This is a genomic window from Exiguobacterium sp. s133 (genome assembly GCF_018618595.1).
In the GTDB taxonomy this organism is placed as follows: domain Bacteria; phylum Bacillota; class Bacilli; order Exiguobacteriales; family Exiguobacteriaceae; genus Exiguobacterium_A; species Exiguobacterium_A oxidotolerans.
The window spans coordinates 26,021-44,114 of the sequence record NZ_JACSMK010000004.1 but is presented as its reverse complement, the minus strand read 5'-3'; the positions used below and the strand labels follow the sequence as shown (position 1 = coordinate 44,114).

The window sequence follows — 18,094 nt, the reverse complement described above, 5'->3', positions numbered from 1 at the left end:
TTAAATACGATCATCGTTTCGACTGACGAGTGCATCTCGAATTTCTGTAAGCAGTCTTTCTTCCGTCGTCGGTTCCGGGACTTCTTCCGTAACTTCTTCTTTACTCCGAAAACGATTGATAGCTTTGACGAATAAAAACAACGCAAAGGCAATTAAAATGAATTCAATCGTTGCTTGAAGAAACTGTCCATACAATAATTCTGCACTCCCGACGGACACTGATAATCCTTTTACATTTACTCCACCAACTACGATGCCAATCAACGGCATGAAGATACTGTTGACGAGTGCCTTGGTGATACTACTAAATGCTGCCCCTAAGATGACACCAATCGCTAAATCAACGACATTTCCGCGAAAGGCAAACTCTTTAAACGCTTTAAACATATTACCCTCCCGTTAAGACCATGTTCCGGCTGCAAGTTGACTGATTGCATGACCGACACCATGTTCATCGTTTGTTTTTGTGACGTGAGAGGCAATCGCTTTTGCATCTTCATGTCCATTTCCCATCGCAATCGCAACACCTGCGACTTTGAACATTGGAACGTCGTTTAAGTTGTCACCGATGACTGCGACCTCATCGATTGATACACCTAAGTGCTTCGCTAACGTTTTGACAGCTGTTCCTTTATCGGCACCGACTGCCATGACTTCGATGTTATCGTGACCAGACGACGTCACATAAATACCGTCAACTTTTTCTTCGACTTCTTTCCAAATCTTATTCATTAAGTCTTGATCGAACGAGAATGAGATGAATTTAAAGACTTGTCCCGCCTGATTCCGGATGAAGGAACGGAACCCATCAATCATTTTTACATCTTCATTGACGTAATAGCGTTTATAGAAAAAGTCGAGAACTTCTTTCGCACGGTCACTTTCACGACTCATATCTTTTAATGAGTCATACGCTGCATCGATTGTTGCGCCTTGCGCTGTTACGAGACCTTGATCACAGAACATCTCGAAAAACACTTCATATTGGCTGATGATACTATAAATTTGTTGCGCTTGTTCAGCCGTCAACGTCGTTGCGCTCAGTTGTTCACCATCGCGCGTCATGACACGTGCACCGTTCGATGCAATGATTGGACAAACGATTCCTGCTTGATCCGTTAATTCCTTCGCATTTAAGTAGTTCCGCCCTGTTGCAATCGCAAAATCGACGCCTTGTTCCTTTGCCGCCTTAATCGCATCAATCGTTTCCTGTTCGATTTTTTGATTACTCGATAAAACCGTACCATCCATGTCGGAAATCAATAACTTGATTGCTTTTGCCACTTCTTCCACTCTCCTTTATCTTTTTCAATCCCACTATACCATTTCTCTTTTTCTTTGCCTTCTCAAACCTGTTTCGAACGAATCGTGATCAAAGTCATACCTTTACTTTTTCTTCCTTACAAAATCGGAGACAACAATCTAGAAATGCTCTCTTTAAATTTAATCAGCCTCGACCGTTCTGCATATATTTCAGCAGTTAACAACTTTGATACATCACAATCATCGAGAAATAATTGTTCTAACTCGAGCGCAGTCGCTCGGTCATATACAATCGAGTTCATTTCAAAGTTCAATCGAAAACTCCGGGCATCAATGTTCGTCGTTCCGACTGAAGCAATCTCTCCATCGACGACAATTGTCTTTGCATGAAGAAACCCTGGTTCGTACGTATAGATTTTCGCTCCATAGGCAATCAGTTCTCCCGCTGCGGCTGTCGTCGCCCAGTAAACGAATGGGTGATCCGGTTTATTCGGAATCATGATTCGAACATCGACACCAGACAATAGCGCCATCTTACACGCATCCATGTAACTGGCATCTGGTATGAAATAAGGCGACTGAATCATTACTGATTTCTTAGCAAGTGAAATCATTTTAATCAATACATTTTTTAAATGTTCTGTCTCAGAATTTGGTCCTGATGTGACAATTTGCATGGGTAACGGCTGATTGATTTCGTGAGATCCATAATAAAAGAGCGTTTTATCCGTGTAGATGTCATTCGCTTGATTCCAATCCAAAATAAATCGATCTAATTGTTCGTGAACGACCTCACCTTCTAGCCGAAAATGTGTATCACGCCAATAGCCGAATTTCTCATCAATTCCAAAATACTCCGTTCCGACATTAAAGCCTCCGATGTAACCAATCTGCCCATCGACGATACAAGACTTACGATGATTCCGGTTGTTCATTCGAAAATTAATGACTCCAAACGTCGGTGGGAAAAACGCAAACACTTCTCCACCATGATGAAGTAAGTCTTTAAAATCTTGTCGTTTCAAATCACGAGAGCCTACTGCATCATACAATAAACGGACTTTGATTCCTTGACGCGCCATCTTCGTCAATGCGTCAATCAATGCTAAGCCAAGGGAATCTTTTTGGATGATGTAATACTGGATATTGATTTCATGTTTGGCATTCATGATGTCTGTCATCATTCGATTAAATTTTTGTTCACCATCTGATAGAATCGTCACTTCATTTTTCAGGCTGAGTAATGACCCGTTTGATTTCAGATTCATTTGAATCAATTGATTGTATCGTTCGATCAACGGATATGTCCGTCGAAGGTCACCCAAATGGTTCAATTCTGCAATCTGTAGCTCGACACGTCGTGACTGTTCCAACCGCTCCTCTTCTTTAACATGATAAAAATCCTTTTTCTTGAGTAGGCGTCCAAAAAATAAATAAATTAAAAATCCAACGATCGGAATGAAATAGAGGACGAGCATCCAGGCCCATGTCGCACCAATATCACGCCGTTCCAAGAAGATGACCGTCAACACTGCAAGTAAATTCATGATTCCCAGTCCAAACAGTAAGACAACTGTAAACGTGCTAAGTACATCCATCATATCCATCCCTCCTCTCCCTTCTATTCCCCAGCATCCATTCTTTAGTCCCTTTGCCGTTCATTAAAAAACATGCCTGAAATTCAGTAGTAACTGAATTTCAGGCATGTTAGTTTAAGCGTTCGACTGTTCGTGTCCGTGCTGTATAGCGATTTCTTCAACCATCGTTTTCGCACTGGCAACACAATCCGGTAAACCGACGCCATCATAAGCCAATCCCGCTAAATACACACCAGGATACTTACTCATGACTTCGTCACGGACAATTTGAATCCGTCCTGCATGACCAACCGTATAAGCTGGTAAACCATCAACTAACCGGCTGATGATGACTTGTCTCGGTGCAAGCGTTTGACCACAAATTTGTTCCAAATCTTTTAATACTGTTTCCTTGATGACATCATCCGTCTCGTGAACGAGCGCATCATTACCTGGCCGACCGACAAAAGCGCGTAAAACCGTATGATTCGGTGCAGAATGACTCCACTTTTGATCGATCGCCGTACATGCCGTAATCGAATACCGGGCACGTCGATTGACGACAAAACCTGTACCTTCAATGGGTAATGTCGCTTGCTCATCGAAAATCAGCGTAACCGTCGCCGTTGAATGGGTCTTCAACTGCTCAAGTTCCCGTAAATCGGCATCCGGAAGTAAACTGACGACTTGAGGATGAGGAATCGTCAAGAGTACATAATCGGCATACTCAGGACCATGATCTGTTTTTAAGCGATACCGTTCATTTTCACGCGCAACTTCGAGTAAAGGCGTTTCTAGACGAATTTCAGTCCGTTCAAGCACTTCTTCTAAACGTTCGACTAGCGATTCAAGTCCCGTTGAAAGTGACAGGAACTGTCCTGTCGCTGGTTTCGTTTGTCCTTGAACTTGAGCAGTCGGACGCATCAAACGCATCCCTTCGAATAACGATCCCGCTTTTTGTTCATTCGCAACGAACTGCGGATATGTCGCGAACGTACTCATTTGATCAATGTTCCCGGCATAAATTCCCGACAATAACGGTTCGATCAACTTCTCGACCAGCGCATCCCCGAGGCGAGGACGCAAGTAACTACCGAGCGGAATATCTTCTTCAGGAATCGTCAATTGATCAGAAGGATGAAGCAACAATCGTGCAACCTCCGCTTTTTCCGAATCTGTCAGCAACGTCGTCTCTGAAAATAAGTTTAAATCGGTCGGGATCCCCATCACAGACCCTTTCGGAATCGGATGGAGACCACCTGGATCTAAAATGAATGCTTGCGACGTGTTGTTTCGAACCAACTTATCGCCTAATCCAACCGCTTCAATTAAATCGGTCAAGATGTGTTTTCGTGCGACGTAAGAATCCGGACCACGCTCAATCATGAAGCCGTCTTCTCGATAGGTCGCGACTTTACCACCAAGTCGCTCACCTGCTTCTAGGACGGTGATATTTAAATCAGGAAATAAACGTTCTGCGAAATAGGCAGCGGCAAGACCAGTAATACCCCCGCCGACGATAACGAGACGTTTACTTGACATAGCTACCAACTTGTTTTGCGACGGCTTCCGTGACTGCCTCCATGAAAGCCGGCTCCGCGTTTGGCATACCTGGTCGAGCATAGTGGATACCGAGTTCGTCACATACGACTTTACACTCGTAATCATTATCAAACAAAACTTCTAAATGGTCAGCGACGAATCCGACTGGTACGTATACGAATGCTTCATACCCTTCTGCTTCATAAACATCACGCGTTAAATCTTGAACGTCTGGCCCGAGCCAAGGTTCAGGTGTTTGTCCTGCCGATTGCCATCCTGTAATCATATGTTTGACACCAGCACGTTTTGCAATCAACTCTGCCGTTTCTTTCAATTGATCCGGATACGGGTCACCGTTTGCAATGATTTTCTCAGGAAGACTATGCGCTGACACGACGAGGACCGCTTTTTCTTCTGTTACAGGCAGTGCATCGAATGTTTGACGAATCGCTTGTCCCCACCAGTTGATGAATGCTTCTTCTTGGTACCATGATTCGACAGAAGCAAGCTGAATTCCGTGTTTGTCCGCGACTTCTTTTGCTCGTCCATTGTATGAACGAATGCTGAATGTCGAATAGTGTGGTGCTAAAACAACCGTCACTGCTTCCGTGATGCCGTCTTTTGCCATTTGCTCGACCGCATCTTCGACGAACGGTTCGATGTGCTTGAGACCTAGATAGAGTTTGAACTCAATTTCGCCCGCATATTTTGCAGACAACTGACGATGTAATTCTTCCGCCTGGTCAATCGTGACTTGTGCAAGTGGCGAGACACCGCCGATTGCTTCATAACGCTCCGTCAGTTCAGCGAGTGCTTCAGGTGACGGTTTACGCCCACGACGGATGTGCGTGTAATATCGTTCGATATCTTCCGGTTTATACGGTGTTCCGTATGCCATTACGAGTAATCCAAGTGTTTTCATTTTGCTACCTCCATTTTTTCTTTCGAATAATCATGGATAAATGCAGTCAAGCGTTTTAAGACTTCTGGGTCGACTTCCGGGAAGATTCCATGTCCTAAATTAAAGATGAATCCAGGACGTTTCATTCCCATGTCAAGAATCTCTGTTGCTTTCGCTTCTAAGATTTCCCATGGTGCAAGTAAATAAGAGGGATCAAGGTTTCCTTGCAACGTTTTTGTCAACCCGCGTTCGCGTGCTTCGTCGATCGACAGACGCCAATCAAGTCCAACGACGTCGAGCGGTAAATCATGCCACTCTTCTGCTAAGTGACTTGCACCGACACCAAACATAATCATCGGAACGCCCGTTTCTTTTAATTCCGTGAAAATCCGCTCCATTGTCGGTTTGATGTAGAGAACATAATCTTTCTGACTTGTCGTTCCGACCCATGAATCAAAAATCTGAAACGCTTGAATCCCAGCATCAACTTGAGCTTTAATGTAGTCAATCACCATGTCTCCGAGTTTCTCCATTAATGCATGCCATACATCCGGATGTCCATACATCAATGCTTTCGTTTTATGGTAGCCTTTTGAAGGTCCACCTTCAATCATATAGCTCGCAAGTGTAAACGGTGCGCCTGAAAACCCAATCAATGGTACTTCTAATCGTTCCCGTAATAACTTGATGGTCTCGAAGATATATGGAATATCTTCTTTTTTAAACGGTTGTAGCGCCTGTACATCTTCCATCGTTTGAATCGGATTCGCGATGACCGGACCGATGCCACTTTTAATTTCAACATCAACACCCATAGATGGTAATGGCGTCATGATGTCTTTGTACAGAATCGCTGCGTCAACACCAAGTTGTTTAACCGGCAATTCAGTGACGTATGCACATAGTTCTGGATCATGTGTGATCTCGAACAGCGTACGCGTCTTTTTAATTTCACGATATTCCGCTTGATAACGACCTGCTTGTCGCATGTACCAGACAGGTACGTGGCCCACTTGTTCGCCACGGACCGCCCGTAAAAACGTATCATTGAAGTTTTTCATCATAACTACCCCTTTATACTCTTACTAACGCCCCAAAATAACGTACGATAAGTTTGTGAACACAGAAACATTATATCTGAAATGAAGAAGTCTGTGCCAATAAATCGGTTACAAAATTACAGTTCCTTATCCAGTTCATTAAATGTTCACCGTTTCTTGTAAAGACCAAACGCAGCATTCAATTGTCCCCGAATTAAATCAGTTCGTTGCTGCTCCGTTACTTTCCGCTCTTTTTCACGGATTTCATGCGTCCGCCAACCATCTTCGATTTTTTCTGCAACTTCAACTAGTCGTTCAATATCTGTAAATGAATATTTTCGTGTTTTCCCGTTCGTACGCTCCGGGAAAATAAGTTTCCGCTCCTCATAGTAACGAATCTGACGTTCCGATAACCCTGTCAATTCACAGACAATCCCGATCGACATCACTTTCTTTTCACGGTAACTCATCTTCGTCACTCCTTTTGATAAAAATACCATGTCAGATTTTCTGACACAAGTCGTTCCTTAAAAACAATTTCCGTTTAAAGTAAACACATACTTTAAATTGATAAAGGAGGAACGACGATGAATCTTGAAGAAATGATCATTTCAGTTGATACGTTTTATGTCTTATTCGCTACGCTACTCGTCTTTACGATGCAAATCGGTTTCCTATTACTTGAAACGGGAATGTTACGCGCCAAAAATGCAGGGCACGTCGCCGTCAAACAGCTCATTAGTTTTTCCGTCGCCGCGTTAGCTTTTTGGGCGATTGGGTTTGGACTGACGTTCGGAGACGGACCTGGTCTAATCGGAACGGAAGGATTCTTCTTACAAGGAGGGTTCTCAAGTCTCGACTGGTCAAATGTTACAATCGATGTTAAGTTCCTCTTCCAACTCTCATTCGTCGCTGTTTCCTTAGCGATTGCCTGGGGCGGGTTTGCTGAACGAGCTAAACTATCTGTTTATCTGCTGTTCGGAACATTCTTTGTCGCCATCATTTATCCAATCATCGCTCGCTCCGTTTGGGCAGGTGGTTTCCTCGGTTCACTCGGTATGCAAGACTTCGCCGGTTCGACCGTCGTCCACTTACAAGGTGGAATCGCCGCTCTCGTCGCCGCGTTAATTTTGAAAAAGCGGATTGGCGCTGAAAAAACGCCGCTCCTTGGTCACAACGTCATCTATTCTGTCGTCGGCGCCTTCATTCTTTGGTTATGCTGGTTCGGCTTCAACGCTGGATCGACATTGACGATTGCCGACGGGTTCTTCAGTTATGTCGCCTTGACGACGTTACTTGCGACAGCTGCCGGCGCACTCGGCGCACTCGCCATTTCTTTCTGGCATCGTCGCGTGGCAGACATTCCTTCTATCATCAATGGCGTACTCGCAGCACTCGTCGCGATCACTGCAGCCTGTGCATTTGTTGAGCCGTGGGGTGCCGTCGTCATCGGTTTCCTCGCAGGTATCATCACGTACGGAACAAGCATTTTACTCGCGCGCCGTGTCGATGATCCATTATGTGCCTTCTCTGTTCACGGTGTCGCCGGGATTTGGGGAACACTTGCTACCGGGTTCTTCGCCTCACCACGCCTCGTTGAAATCACAGGGATTGGACAAGCTGGATTATTCTACGGGGGTGGATTTGGTCAACTCGGTGTCCAAGCACTCGGTGTTGTCTTCGCCGTCGTCGTCGTCAGTGTCTTAAGTTATGCTTTCCTCAAACTCCTCGATGTAACGATCGGTCTTCGGATCACGCGAGAAGATGAACTCCGCGGACTTGATGTCGCTGAACACGGACAAGCTTCCTATGACCTCCCCGCTCCAATCAGTAAAGAACTAAAAGCAACGTACGATGCTGAAACTTCTGAAAAAGTGAATTAAGCTCTCGCTTTCTTAAACAAGAAACTAACCCCCGATTTCTCGTGCCTACTTAGGAACGAGAAATCGGGGGTTAGTCTGTCATACATTACATTTCATTTTCTGAGATACATTTCACTAACGGCAATGGCGATGATTGCCCCAATCAAGACGATAGGTTGTCCGTTCATTAACATAGCGATTAATGCTAATGCGATAATCTGAAGGATTGACGCGACCCGAATGACTTTTTTACGAGAGCTATTCGCATCTCCAAAAGGCAACAAGCGCGTTAAGAGGTGTGAGTCAATCGCTCGTGTGAACGGTGCCAATTGGAAACTTGTCAAACCACTGAAGGCAGGAATTGCAAACGTGACAAGCCATGGATTATCTTTTCCGAGCCAGATGAAGACTGCTCCAATCAATGTAAGCCGAACAATCAATCCAATTCCGTCTGTGCTACGAATGAGTTGCTTCATGTAAAGGTAGTCGAACGTTTGTTTTTTATCAAATTGAATTTTTTCGACGAGTTGACTTAAGATACGGCGTTGTTTATACGTCTTCGATAAGCGTGGAACATCGACGAACCAGTTCGCAATCCGATAGAAACGATCACGCGACTCTTGCTCGATTGCAATCCATTCCATCAGTGGTAACTGCTGATATTTTTTTAGGTGCAGCGTGACGAGCAGTAAGCTCGTAATCACTATACTGAAAATCGGCATGTCAATCATCACTAAAACCCCTGCACCCACTGCATGCAGAACGACAAGTCGGTGCGGAATCGCTTCTAGTTTCGATAGGTTCGCGCTCGCACCAATCATCGCGAGAGCGAAAAATAATACGATCATCTCAAGCGGACTCGTTGATTCCGTTCTTACATAAAGGACAGCGATTGCTAAAAACGGAATGACAACTCGAACCATTCCTAAAAAAGCATTGTACAGTCGGACCCGCTTCATATAAGAACTAAGTTGCGGCAAGTTCGGCAATAAAAATACTTGGTCAGCTTCGACTAAGAACGTTCGTGCCGTCCGATAAAAGGCGATGATAATGAATAAACCGCCCATCAGCAGATTTCCAGGAAAGTCGCCATTGATTTGATTCAGAAACCGCCCATAGACGACGAGAGCATATAATACGACGAAGTAGACCGTAAATAACAACCCACCGTTCGCCATGTACTTCGTGTACTTGGTCATTTCCGACATCGCAGCTTGATAGCGTTCTCGCCATAAGGTAGCACTCGTCATCCTTCTGCCTCCTCAATGGCAGCTACATAAATGTCATCAAGCGAACTATCCGTTAAATCAAAACGTTTCCGCAATTCCTCGGTCGTCCCCTCTGCTGCGATATGTCCATCGTGAAGGAGAATAAATCGATTACAATGCCGCTCCGCAGTCTCTAAAATATGTGTGGACATTAAAATACCTTTTCCATCGGTTTTTAATTCACTAAAAATATTCAACAATTCCCGGATCGCTAGTGGATCGAGACCAACAAACGGTTCGTCAACAATCAATAACTCACTGCCTGTGATTAAAGCACAGAGAATCATCGCCTTTTGTTTCATTCCTTTAGAAAATACACTTGGAAACCATTCCAGCTGTTTCGTCATCCGCAATCGCTCTGTGTAATGTTCGATTCGTTCTTGTGCTGTTTTCTCATCGACATCATACCCTTGCGCCATTAAGCGAAGGTGCTCTCGAAGAGTCAACTGTTCGTATAACATCGGCTGTTCCGGGATGTATGCCACTTGTTTCCGGTACGTTTGTTCATCAGCTGACAGACTGACACCGTTAATCAAGATTTCACCTGACTTAATGGGTAACAATCCTAATATGTGCTTAATCGTCGTCGATTTCCCGGCACCATTCAATCCAATCAGTCCAACTAACTCCCCTTGCTTTACTGCTATATCAATATGATGCAACACTGTTTTCGATCCATATCCACCTGAAAGATCTTTAATTTCTAATAACAAATCTAGCCACTCCTCTCATTAACTATCCTAGACAATTCATCCTTGTTTTTCTACTGTTGATGATTTTTTTTAAAAGAAAAGGTTTCAATACATCTTATTACGGCAATTACTCTAAGTGTAATCGTTACATCAATATATGAAAAACGATTTACAAAAATTGAAAGTGTATGTCACATCAAACGTTTTATAGAGAAGTAACTGGTCTAATCGTCTAGCTATCTTATCTACTTGTATTGTTTTACTTCTCATCAAAAATTACGTTTATGAGTCATTCATTTTCAAAGTGTTTATAACAACCTGAAAACAGGTAAATCTAAGTATGAAAAGGAGTGCTTCAAATGGGATTCTTATGGGCTTTAATCGTTGGTGGACTAATCGGTTGGGTAGCAAGTTTAATCATCGGGAAAGACGTTCCTGGTGGCATCATCGGTAACATCATCGCTGGTTTCATCGGCGCAATCATCGGACAGTCAATCTTCGGTTCAATGGGACCTGATCTTGCCGGGTTCGCAATCATTCCTGCAATCTTAGGTGCAATCATCTTAATCTTCATCGTGTCATTGATTCTTCGTGCCATTCGCAAGTAATCATTATCATCGAATAACAATTTAAATTAGAGGAGTGTTTTTAAATGGGATTTTTATGGGCTTTAATCGTCGGCGGTTTAATTGGTTGGGTAGCGAGCTTAATCATCGGGAAAGACGTACCGGGCGGCATCATCGGTAACATCATCGCAGGTTTCATCGGTTCAATGATCGGACAAGCCATCTTCGGGGACATGGGACCTTCTATCGGCGGTTTCGCGGTAATTCCTGCAATCATTGGTGCAATTATCTTAATCTTCATCGTGTCACTCGTTCTTCGTTCAGTAAATAAAAAGTAAGTAGCAGTAACCACTAAAACTAGTAATTCAAAGGAGTGTTTTTAAATGGGATTTTTATGGGCTTTAATCGTTGGCGGTTTGATTGGTTGGGTAGCGAGCTTAATCATCGGGAAAGACGTACCGGGCGGCATCATCGGTAACATCGTCGCAGGTTTCATCGGTTCAATGATCGGACAAGCCATCTTCGGGGACATGGGACCTGACCTTGGTGGATTCGCGATCATTCCTGCAATCATCGGTGCAATCATCTTAATCTTCATCGTATCGTTGATTCTTCGTTCAGTAAACAAAAAATAAGTAACAGTAACTACAACTACTAATTCAGAGGAGTGTATTTTAATGGGATTCTTATGGGCTTTAATCGTCGGCGGTTTAATTGGTTGGGTAGCGAGTTTAATTATCGGGAAAGACGTTCCTGGCGGCATCATCGGTAACATCGTCGCTGGTTTCATCGGTTCAATGATCGGACAAGCCATCTTCGGAGACATGGGACCTTCTATCGGCGGTTTTGCAGTCATTCCTGCCATCATCGGTGCAATCATCTTAATCTTCATCGTATCACTCGTTCTTCGTTCAGTTCGTAAACGGTAATAAAAACTAATTACTTGAGACCTTATTCAAACTAAAAAAGGAGTGTTTTAAATGGGATTCTTATGGGCTTTAATCGTCGGTGGTATCATTGGTTGGTTGGCAAGTCTTATTCTTGGTAAAGACGTTCCCGGTGGTATCATCGGTAACATCATCGCAGGTTTCGTCGGGGCCATGATCGGTCAAGCTCTCTTAGGTGACTGGGGACCAGTTATCGGAGGATTTGCGATTATTCCAGCATTACTCGGAGCAATCATCTTGATTCTAATCGTTTCGTTCATTCTTCGTGCAGTGAACAAAAAATAATAAATGAAAGCACCGGTAACAGACTCGAAGTTCTCAAAGTCGTTACCAGTGCTTTTTTTGTACCATCAGCGCAATTCTAACCACATTTTATCCGAACGCTCGATTACTCTTTTTTCTGACCGTAAGTTAAGCCACCCTAGTATATCTTCAAAGAAGCTCGTCGGGTACTCCCAGACGGTCCCGATCGATTCATTACTTTTCGATTCCGGTTTACCGGCGACTGCTTCAAGCTCAGACGGCGTCTTATTTAAATCAATCATGATGCTTTTTACATCATTGTTTGCATACGTCACTTCAAAACCGTCGTACACTGCACGATTTGCTACATTTGATGCGGGAGGACCAAATTCTTTTTCAACAGAAGAATGGTTCTCATCCAAATAAGCTGTCATCGCGTCGATCGACTTGCCTGTTCTTGCCTCGACTTCAGTTTCTAACAATTTTTCGATGTCTAATCCATACTGCTCCGTGACGTCTGGTTTGATTTGCTTCGCCAACTTAAACGTTACTTCCGTTGTTTTTTCGTCTCCCAGTTGAACGGTTTGACGGTCTCGTCCCGTCTTACCATTGGCTTCGACACTTGCAAGTACATCGTACTCACCCGGAAAACGTTTGATTTTCAACGGCTCATCCTCCTGGACGCCTACTTCTTCATCATCTATGAAGACGGTCGTCTCTGGTACATCACTCGTTACTTGAAGTAGCTGTTTATTTAGATGAAGCACATATTCGTCATACCAAAAGCGCCCTGCTGTTTTTTTTAGCTCGAACAAATCCTGTTCATTTTTCTCTGCTGTAGGTTCAGGGTAGTTTCGCTGATCGGCTTTAATCTCCGCCGCTGCTCGGCTGAGACGTCCATCCTCTGCCTGAAACCATTTCATCAAACGAGTTGCTTCCGCAATCGATACGACCTGATCATCTTCATAGACGAGTTTTTGGAACGCAGCCCGATCCTGATCGTTCACGGCTTTCACAAAAACAGCTTCTGTACGCTCTCGCTCAGCAGCCGGCTTGATTTGGCTTACGTACCCCCAGACTCCCCCTGCAACTAAGAGGAGAACGATTCCGATGATGAGCAAACGCTGATTTCGTTTTTTCCTTCGTTCATGTAACGTCATACGAGACGGCATCGTGAGTTCCCTACTTTCTTTAATCTTGTGTATCTAAGTGTAAAAACGTTTGATTACGTTGTCAATCACACTTAAGATGGAGATAATTCTATTTTTATAAAAGGAGTAATCCCTATGCAAAAAGATAACTGTATTTTCTGCAAAATTGCTAAGCACGAAGTACCTAGCCATAAAGTCTTTGAAAATGATGAGGTTCTTGCATTCCTCGATCTTTCTCAAGTTACGAAAGGTCATACATTAGTCATTCCAAAACAACATGCAGATCACGTATACGATTTATCCGTCGAAGATGCTCAATCAGTCTTTGCCGTTGTTCCGGAAATTAGTCGTGCCTTACAAAAGGAAACACAAGCTGCTGGCATCAACATTCTATCGAACACGGGCAAGGTCGCTGGACAGTCCGTATCACACTTTCATATTCATTTAATCCCACGGCATGATAAACATGATGGTTTTGGCGCAAAATGGGAAGTTCATAATGAAGACTACACGGCTGAAGAGCTTGCCATTTTAGCAAATTCAATCTCGACTCACCTGTAAAAAGACCTTCGAATGCATTATTCCATACACCCTTTTTTAGAAATATTGTCAAAATAGGTTTCCAATATCGGATTTTCGGTAAAATAATATGAAACAAATATTTTAATATTAAAGAAGGAGGTAAACTATGTCGAAGCGTCCCCAACGTAACTGGGTCGCTTTTGGTGCTACGCTGTCGCTTGTGACTTTTTACGGTTTGAAGGCGCTTCGCCAAGGTACTAAAAGTGACTCTTCGAATGGTAAACAACGTCGAAATTCTTATTCTACAATCGTAACGAACGTGCAGGATTTAACACAGGAGGGCAAGAACTTAATAGAGACAGCTAAAATTTCCGGTACAACCTTCAAAGATGAAGTTACGAAAGATGTCTCTGTGTATCAAGCCGAGATTCAAGAATCCATTTCGCGTATCCAAGAATTAGCTGATGAGGCGAAACAAGATGCGGATCACCTCTCTCCTCAAAAGTAAGGTCCATTGCTTCGATTTGTTTTTTGTATAGTTTGCATTTTGCGTTTTTTAGCCATCGTCACCTTTCGAAAGGATGAGTCAGATATGGAACATGAAAAATTATATCCTGGACAAGAAGCACTGTTATACAGTCATAAAATTGTCCAGCTGAGCAAAGCACTATGGAAAACGGTAGAAAAAGATTGGCAAAATTGGATTAAGCCCTTTGATTTAAACATCAATGAGCATCATATCCTCTGGATTTCACATGCTTTAGGTGGTGCTTCGATTTCTGAGATCGCGAAGTACGGTGTCATGCACGTTTCAACGGCGTTTAACTTCTCTAAAAAATTAGAAGACCGTGGTCTGTTGACATTCTCGAAGAAAGAGACGGATAAACGAAATACGTACGTCCAGCTTACACCAGCCGGCGAAACGTTATTACTTGAAACCATTCAAGCGTTCCGCCCGGAAGAGAATGGTGTCTTCCGTGCCTCACTCCCGCTTCAAGAATTATACGGGAAGTTTCCTGAGCTGACGGACATCTCTGCGATCGTTCGTCGTCTATACGGAGACAGTTTCATGGATATCTTCGCTGAAACGTCGAAAATGATTACAGAAGAAGCTGATCGTCGCCCGCAAGACCCTGTCATCGATTCAATCAAAAAGGCATGAATTCGTTTAGTATTTGAAGAGCTAGCGTTCTGGCCGATGCCTAGAGCGCTTTTTTTGATTGCGGTCATATTACTAGCCAATGTCAAACATCGCTTCCCCTTCACAATTTCCCATAAAAATAGTCATCAACGCGGATCGTGTATGTGATAGCATAGAAAAGAGCAAACATCTTTTGAAAAGGTGTGCAGCTGTCAACCTAGCCAGGATATGATATGATAGAACGGTTGAAATAAATGGTAAATTAGGGGTGTATGTATGAAGAAGAAATTTTTAAGTGCAGCAGCAGTCGCAAGTGTTTTCACACTAGCAGCGTGTGGGTCAAATGATGAAGCCGTCATCAACTATAAAGGTGGCGAAGTGAACAAGGCTGATGTCCAGGAAGAGGCCTATGAAAAAGCGGGTGCGCAAATCGCTTTCCAACAAACAATGAACGAGCTTCTTGAAAAAGAATATGGCAAGAAAGTAACGGATAAAGAAGTAGAGGCAGAAGTCAAAAAAACAAAAGACCAATTCCCGGATGAAGAGCAATTCAACTCTACATTGGAAACAGCCGGTATTAAAAGTGAAAAAGAATTCGAAAAAGTTCTTCGCACACAAATGCTCTTAACAGAAGCAAAATCTGCAAAATCTAAAGTAACAGATAAAGAAATTGAAGAACGTTTCGATCAAGAAAAAGTTGAAGTAAAAGCAAGCCATATTCTTGTCGAAAAAGAATCAGAAGCAAAAGCAATCAAAAAAGAGTTAGATGACGGTGGAGACTTCGCAAAAATCGCGAAAGAGAAATCGACAGATACAGGTAGCGCTACGAAAGGTGGAGACCTCGGTTACTTCACAAAAGGTAAAATGGTCGAGGAATTCGAAACGTATGCCTTCAAAGATGGCGTTGAAGGTAAAATCTCTGATCCAATCAAAACACAATTCGGTTACCACATCATCAAGGTAACGGATCGTAAAGAGAAAAAAGATTTCACACTTGAAAAAGAAAAAGACCGGATCAAAAAAGAACTTGCTGAAGAAAAAGCAGCTCAAGTCAATCCGAACGATATCTACCGTGCATTGATGAAAGAATACGATGTCAAAATCGAAAATAAAGACTTTAAAGACGCATTTGATCTCGATAAACAAGAACAAGAACAAATGCAGCAACAAATGATGCAACAACAGCAGTAATCAAAAAACGCCGATGATTCCGTTTTCTATACGGAGTCATCGGCGTTTTCTATACATATTTTCTGAGCATGGCGACCAAGTGCGTAGATGAAGCAACTCCCCCGCCTGAAGAAAGCACATGTGCGAAAGCGTGATTCCTTTTTAAGTCCGCTCTTTTTTGATCAACGAATGGGCGCACGTTCGTATTGCTTCGGAAGGATGACCTCATCATGGAGTTCTGCCGCTGCATGATGAACCCAGTACGGTTGCCGTAAGAGTTCACGTGCGAGTAATACGACATCAGCACGTTGACTCCGTAAAATCTCTTCTGCCATCGTTGCTGTCGTAATTAATCCAACTGCCCCTGTCTTGATTCCTGTCGCTTGCTTGAGCTCTGCAGCATAGGGAACTTGATAACCAGGGTATACGTCTGGAACTGCATTAGCGACGACGGCACCGGAGCTACAATCGAGTAAATCGATACCTCGTTCTACTAATGCTTGCGCGAGTGGAATATAGTCCGTCGCTGTCATTCCACCCGGTGCGTGATCAGCTGCTGAAATCCGGACCCATAGTGAGATATCCGATTTTGCTTGGATGCCTTCGATGATTTCAAGTAAGAAACGCATCCGGTTTTCAAGCGATCCGCCATACTGATCGTTTCGCTCATTTGATAACGGTGATAAAAATGTATTGATTAGATAGCCATGTGCCCCATGTAATTCAATGAAATCGTACCCTGCTTGTTCAACGCGTAATGCTGCATCGATAAATTGTTGCTGAATTTTTTTAATGTCTTCTATAGATAACTCGGCTGGACTTCCATATGAATCATCAAAGGCAATCGGACTCGGTGCGACAGGCGGACGTGCTGTCGTACTTTTCCGTCCCGCATGTGCTAGTTGTACGCCAGCTTTCGCCCCTGCTGCTTGTACTTGCTCCGCAATCCGTCGTAAGCCTTCAATTTGCGAATCTGACCAAATTCCTAAATCGCCTGCTGAAATCCGTCCGTCAGGTGTCACAGCTGTCGCTTCTAACATGACACCTCCGACACCCCCTACTGCGCGGGACGCGTAATGTGTCACGTGCCAATCCGTCACCTTACCGTCTTCTTTCGCGCTATACATACACATCGGTGCCATGATGACACGATTACGAAACGTCACATTCCCAATTTCGATTGCTTCGAATAACTTTGCCTTCATTTTATTCTCCCCCTACCGCTGATTATAATTTTGGTCGATAAAACGAACGGTTGTCGAGTGCAAACGAACGTTCAGAGAATTGTCCTGGTTCCACGTATTCAAGAAGACGATCCATCATCGTCATTCGTGCATCCAAGTTATCAATTAAAAATAACACTTCTGCTTCGCGCATTTGAGGTGCTACTGCCGATCCCCACTCAGGACGACCGTGATGACTGAGCACTAGATGTTGTAAGACCGTCAACACTTCAGCATCAATCTCGAGTTCTGCTCCGACTTTTTCAAGTTCTGCGACCATTAATGAAATATGACCGACAAGTTTTCCAGGAAGCGTATACTCTGGCGTGACAGGATCTGATAACTCTTTTATTTTTGCATAATCATGTAACACGACACCTGCTACGAGTAGATCGCGATTCAATGTCGGATAGAGCTTCGCGATTTGATCGGCAAGCTTCAGCATCGACAGTACGTGGTACGATAACCCTGAATAGAACGCATGGTGGTTCTTAACAGCCGCCGGATGCGTAAAGTAGGCATTAAAGTTTTTAGTAACAAGGTGTTTGACGATTTTTTTCATATCCGCTTGTTGAATCGACTCGATGTACTGGAGTACTTCTGTTTCGATTTGTTCCCGCGGGAGCGGTGCTGCCTGAATGTACTCTTCAACATTGGTCTCATCGAGTACCGTAATTTGTTTTAGTTTCAACTGGGTCCGGCCGCGATAATCCATCACTTCACCTGCCGCATGGACGATGAACTTAGGGGCATACTTTTCGACATCACTCGTATCCCACATCTTCGTCTCAATTTCACCTGTCTTATCTGCTAAAATCAATGTGAGATATGGTTTGCCGTTCGCCGCGATGCCTTTCATCGACTGCTTAATCATCACACGTTGATCCAGCATTTCTCCAACTGCCAGTTGTCCAATACCTTTCATTTCACAACACGTCCTTTATTTTAGAAGTTAATCGTATCTTTAATATTTTTCATTATGCTTA

Annotated in this window: 22 protein-coding genes; 10 read left to right on the top strand and 12 right to left on the bottom strand. The window is 43.5% G+C overall.

The features are described 5' to 3' along the window. From mscL to KNP96_RS07165, 7 genes are all read right to left on the bottom strand, one after another. A complete protein-coding gene (gene mscL / locus KNP96_RS07195) occupies positions 1 to 387 on the bottom strand; it encodes a large-conductance mechanosensitive channel protein MscL (RefSeq protein WP_214769866.1) in 387 nt (128 codons plus the stop codon). Positions 388 to 399: 12 nt separating this feature from the next. Further along, positions 400 to 1,284 carry a Cof-type HAD-IIB family hydrolase gene (locus KNP96_RS07190; protein ID WP_214765523.1) on the bottom strand — a complete coding sequence of 295 codons (885 nt, stop codon included), beginning with the start codon at positions 1,282 to 1,284 and terminating at the stop codon, positions 400 to 402. Positions 1,285 to 1,400: 116 nt separating this feature from the next. Next, positions 1,401 to 2,864, bottom strand: a complete 1,464-nt coding sequence (gene cls, locus KNP96_RS07185) for a cardiolipin synthase (RefSeq protein WP_214769862.1) — start codon at positions 2,862 to 2,864, stop codon at positions 1,401 to 1,403. A gap of 111 nt (positions 2,865 to 2,975) precedes the next feature. Further along, positions 2,976 to 4,382, bottom strand: a complete 1,407-nt coding sequence (gene hemG / locus KNP96_RS07180; protein ID WP_088836466.1) for a protoporphyrinogen oxidase — start codon at positions 4,380 to 4,382, stop codon at positions 2,976 to 2,978. Beyond that, positions 4,372 to 5,304, bottom strand: a complete 933-nt coding sequence (gene hemH / locus KNP96_RS07175; protein WP_214769860.1) for a ferrochelatase — start codon at positions 5,302 to 5,304, stop codon at positions 4,372 to 4,374. The genes hemG and hemH overlap by 11 nt, the downstream gene beginning before the upstream one ends. Continuing rightward, positions 5,301 to 6,347 (bottom strand): uroporphyrinogen decarboxylase, encoded by a 1,047-nt coding sequence (hemE, locus tag KNP96_RS07170; RefSeq protein ID WP_088836464.1) that lies wholly within the window; start codon positions 6,345 to 6,347, stop codon positions 5,301 to 5,303. Before hemE ends, hemH begins: the two co-directional genes overlap by 4 nt. A 143-nt stretch (positions 6,348 to 6,490) precedes the next feature. Then, positions 6,491 to 6,793, bottom strand: coding sequence for a MerR family transcriptional regulator (locus KNP96_RS07165; RefSeq protein WP_088836463.1), 303 nt, complete (start codon positions 6,791 to 6,793; stop codon positions 6,491 to 6,493). Between the two features lie 117 nt (positions 6,794 to 6,910). On the opposite strand from KNP96_RS07165, the gene KNP96_RS07160 reads away from it, so the two are divergent. Then, positions 6,911 to 8,206, top strand: coding sequence for an ammonium transporter (locus KNP96_RS07160; protein ID WP_029332822.1), 1,296 nt, complete (start codon positions 6,911 to 6,913; stop codon positions 8,204 to 8,206). Positions 8,207 to 8,298: 92 nt separating this feature from the next. Here the strand turns inward: KNP96_RS07160 and KNP96_RS07155 are convergent, their stop codons facing one another. Then, positions 8,299 to 9,435 (bottom strand): ABC transporter permease, encoded by a 1,137-nt coding sequence (locus tag KNP96_RS07155; RefSeq protein ID WP_088836462.1) that lies wholly within the window; start codon positions 9,433 to 9,435, stop codon positions 8,299 to 8,301. Next, positions 9,432 to 10,166 (bottom strand): ABC transporter ATP-binding protein, encoded by a 735-nt coding sequence (locus tag KNP96_RS07150; protein ID WP_088836461.1) that lies wholly within the window; start codon positions 10,164 to 10,166, stop codon positions 9,432 to 9,434. The genes KNP96_RS07155 and KNP96_RS07150 overlap by 4 nt, the downstream gene beginning before the upstream one ends. Before the next feature lie 338 nt (positions 10,167 to 10,504). Between KNP96_RS07150 and KNP96_RS07145 the strand changes: the two genes are divergently transcribed. From KNP96_RS07145 to KNP96_RS07125, 5 genes are read left to right on the top strand one after another with little or no spacing between them, the layout of a single operon-like run. Next, positions 10,505 to 10,753, top strand: coding sequence for a GlsB/YeaQ/YmgE family stress response membrane protein (locus tag KNP96_RS07145; RefSeq protein WP_088836460.1), 249 nt, complete (start codon positions 10,505 to 10,507; stop codon positions 10,751 to 10,753). Between the two features lie 44 nt (positions 10,754 to 10,797). After that, the gene (locus tag KNP96_RS07140) at positions 10,798 to 11,049 is read left to right on the top strand and encodes a GlsB/YeaQ/YmgE family stress response membrane protein (RefSeq protein ID WP_088836459.1); all 252 of its coding nucleotides are present in this window, start codon (positions 10,798 to 10,800) and stop codon (positions 11,047 to 11,049) included. 45 nt (positions 11,050 to 11,094) lie between these two features. After that, the gene (locus KNP96_RS07135; protein WP_214769857.1) at positions 11,095 to 11,346 is read left to right on the top strand and encodes a GlsB/YeaQ/YmgE family stress response membrane protein; all 252 of its coding nucleotides are present in this window, start codon (positions 11,095 to 11,097) and stop codon (positions 11,344 to 11,346) included. A gap of 42 nt (positions 11,347 to 11,388) precedes the next feature. Then, positions 11,389 to 11,640 (top strand): GlsB/YeaQ/YmgE family stress response membrane protein, encoded by a 252-nt coding sequence (locus tag KNP96_RS07130; RefSeq protein ID WP_088836457.1) that lies wholly within the window; start codon positions 11,389 to 11,391, stop codon positions 11,638 to 11,640. Positions 11,641 to 11,691: 51 nt separating this feature from the next. Beyond that, positions 11,692 to 11,943, top strand: a complete 252-nt coding sequence (locus KNP96_RS07125) for a GlsB/YeaQ/YmgE family stress response membrane protein (protein ID WP_029332817.1) — start codon at positions 11,692 to 11,694, stop codon at positions 11,941 to 11,943. Positions 11,944 to 12,008: 65 nt separating this feature from the next. Here KNP96_RS07125 and KNP96_RS07120 read toward each other — a convergent pair whose 3' ends face one another. Next, positions 12,009 to 13,073, bottom strand: a complete 1,065-nt coding sequence (locus tag KNP96_RS07120; RefSeq protein WP_214769853.1) for a TcaA second domain-containing protein — start codon at positions 13,071 to 13,073, stop codon at positions 12,009 to 12,011. A gap of 114 nt (positions 13,074 to 13,187) precedes the next feature. Here KNP96_RS07120 and KNP96_RS07115 point away from each other — a divergent pair, with 114 nt between their 5' ends. From KNP96_RS07115 to KNP96_RS07100, 4 genes are all read left to right on the top strand, one after another. Next, entirely contained in the window at positions 13,188 to 13,613 is a 426-nt protein-coding gene (locus KNP96_RS07115) for an HIT family protein (RefSeq protein ID WP_029332815.1), read from the top strand. A 127-nt stretch (positions 13,614 to 13,740) separates the two neighbouring features. Continuing rightward, entirely contained in the window at positions 13,741 to 14,082 is a 342-nt protein-coding gene (locus KNP96_RS07110; RefSeq protein ID WP_029332814.1) for a hypothetical protein, read from the top strand. Between the two features lie 84 nt (positions 14,083 to 14,166). Further along, positions 14,167 to 14,736: an HTH-type transcriptional regulator Hpr gene (locus KNP96_RS07105; protein ID WP_029332813.1), complete on the top strand. Its 570-nt coding sequence runs from the start codon at positions 14,167 to 14,169 to the stop codon at positions 14,734 to 14,736. Positions 14,737 to 14,991: 255 nt separating this feature from the next. Continuing rightward, complete coding sequence (locus tag KNP96_RS07100; protein ID WP_214769850.1) at positions 14,992 to 15,906, top strand: peptidylprolyl isomerase; 915 nt, start codon at positions 14,992 to 14,994, stop codon at positions 15,904 to 15,906. Positions 15,907 to 16,067: 161 nt separating this feature from the next. Here KNP96_RS07100 and namA read toward each other — a convergent pair whose 3' ends face one another. Together namA and KNP96_RS07090 are read right to left on the bottom strand one after the other, a co-directional pair. Beyond that, on the bottom strand, positions 16,068 to 17,090 hold the full coding sequence (gene namA / locus KNP96_RS07095; RefSeq protein WP_214767934.1) for an NADPH dehydrogenase NamA: 1,023 nt from the start codon (positions 17,088 to 17,090) through the stop codon (positions 16,068 to 16,070). 22 nt (positions 17,091 to 17,112) lie between these two features. Continuing rightward, on the bottom strand, positions 17,113 to 18,033 hold the full coding sequence (locus tag KNP96_RS07090; protein ID WP_029332810.1) for an HD domain-containing protein: 921 nt from the start codon (positions 18,031 to 18,033) through the stop codon (positions 17,113 to 17,115). Positions 18,034 to 18,094 lie beyond the last annotated feature (61 nt).

Excerpts from the sequence above, each read along its gene's own strand:
- KNP96_RS07135 (WP_214769857.1), top strand. The coding sequence starts at position 11,095 with ATGGGATTTTTATGGGCTTTAATCGTTGGCGGTTTGATTGGTTGGGTA.
- hemH (WP_214769860.1), bottom strand. The coding sequence starts at position 5,304 with ATGAAAACACTTGGATTACTCGTAATGGCATACGGAACACCGTATAAA.
- KNP96_RS07155 (WP_088836462.1), bottom strand. The coding sequence starts at position 9,435 with ATGACGAGTGCTACCTTATGGCGAGAACGCTATCAAGCTGCGATGTCG.
- KNP96_RS07145 (WP_088836460.1), top strand. The coding sequence starts at position 10,505 with ATGGGATTCTTATGGGCTTTAATCGTTGGTGGACTAATCGGTTGGGTA.
- KNP96_RS07090 (WP_029332810.1), bottom strand. The coding sequence starts at position 18,033 with ATGAAAGGTATTGGACAACTGGCAGTTGGAGAAATGCTGGATCAACGT.
- hemG (WP_088836466.1), bottom strand. The coding sequence starts at position 4,382 with ATGTCAAGTAAACGTCTCGTTATCGTCGGCGGGGGTATTACTGGTCTT.
- KNP96_RS07110 (WP_029332814.1), top strand. The coding sequence starts at position 13,741 with ATGTCGAAGCGTCCCCAACGTAACTGGGTCGCTTTTGGTGCTACGCTG.
- KNP96_RS07165 (WP_088836463.1), bottom strand. The coding sequence starts at position 6,793 with ATGAGTTACCGTGAAAAGAAAGTGATGTCGATCGGGATTGTCTGTGAA.
- KNP96_RS07125 (WP_029332817.1), top strand. The coding sequence starts at position 11,692 with ATGGGATTCTTATGGGCTTTAATCGTCGGTGGTATCATTGGTTGGTTG.
- mscL (WP_214769866.1), bottom strand. The coding sequence starts at position 387 with ATGTTTAAAGCGTTTAAAGAGTTTGCCTTTCGCGGAAATGTCGTTGAT.
- cls (WP_214769862.1), bottom strand. The coding sequence starts at position 2,864 with ATGATGGATGTACTTAGCACGTTTACAGTTGTCTTACTGTTTGGACTG.
- hemE (WP_088836464.1), bottom strand. The coding sequence starts at position 6,347 with ATGATGAAAAACTTCAATGATACGTTTTTACGGGCGGTCCGTGGCGAA.
- KNP96_RS07115 (WP_029332815.1), top strand. The coding sequence starts at position 13,188 with ATGCAAAAAGATAACTGTATTTTCTGCAAAATTGCTAAGCACGAAGTA.
- KNP96_RS07100 (WP_214769850.1), top strand. The coding sequence starts at position 14,992 with ATGAAGAAGAAATTTTTAAGTGCAGCAGCAGTCGCAAGTGTTTTCACA.
- KNP96_RS07140 (WP_088836459.1), top strand. The coding sequence starts at position 10,798 with ATGGGATTTTTATGGGCTTTAATCGTCGGCGGTTTAATTGGTTGGGTA.
- KNP96_RS07160 (WP_029332822.1), top strand. The coding sequence starts at position 6,911 with ATGAATCTTGAAGAAATGATCATTTCAGTTGATACGTTTTATGTCTTA.
- KNP96_RS07120 (WP_214769853.1), bottom strand. The coding sequence starts at position 13,073 with ATGCCGTCTCGTATGACGTTACATGAACGAAGGAAAAAACGAAATCAG.
- KNP96_RS07130 (WP_088836457.1), top strand. The coding sequence starts at position 11,389 with ATGGGATTCTTATGGGCTTTAATCGTCGGCGGTTTAATTGGTTGGGTA.
- KNP96_RS07105 (WP_029332813.1), top strand. The coding sequence starts at position 14,167 with ATGGAACATGAAAAATTATATCCTGGACAAGAAGCACTGTTATACAGT.
- namA (WP_214767934.1), bottom strand. The coding sequence starts at position 17,090 with ATGAAGGCAAAGTTATTCGAAGCAATCGAAATTGGGAATGTGACGTTT.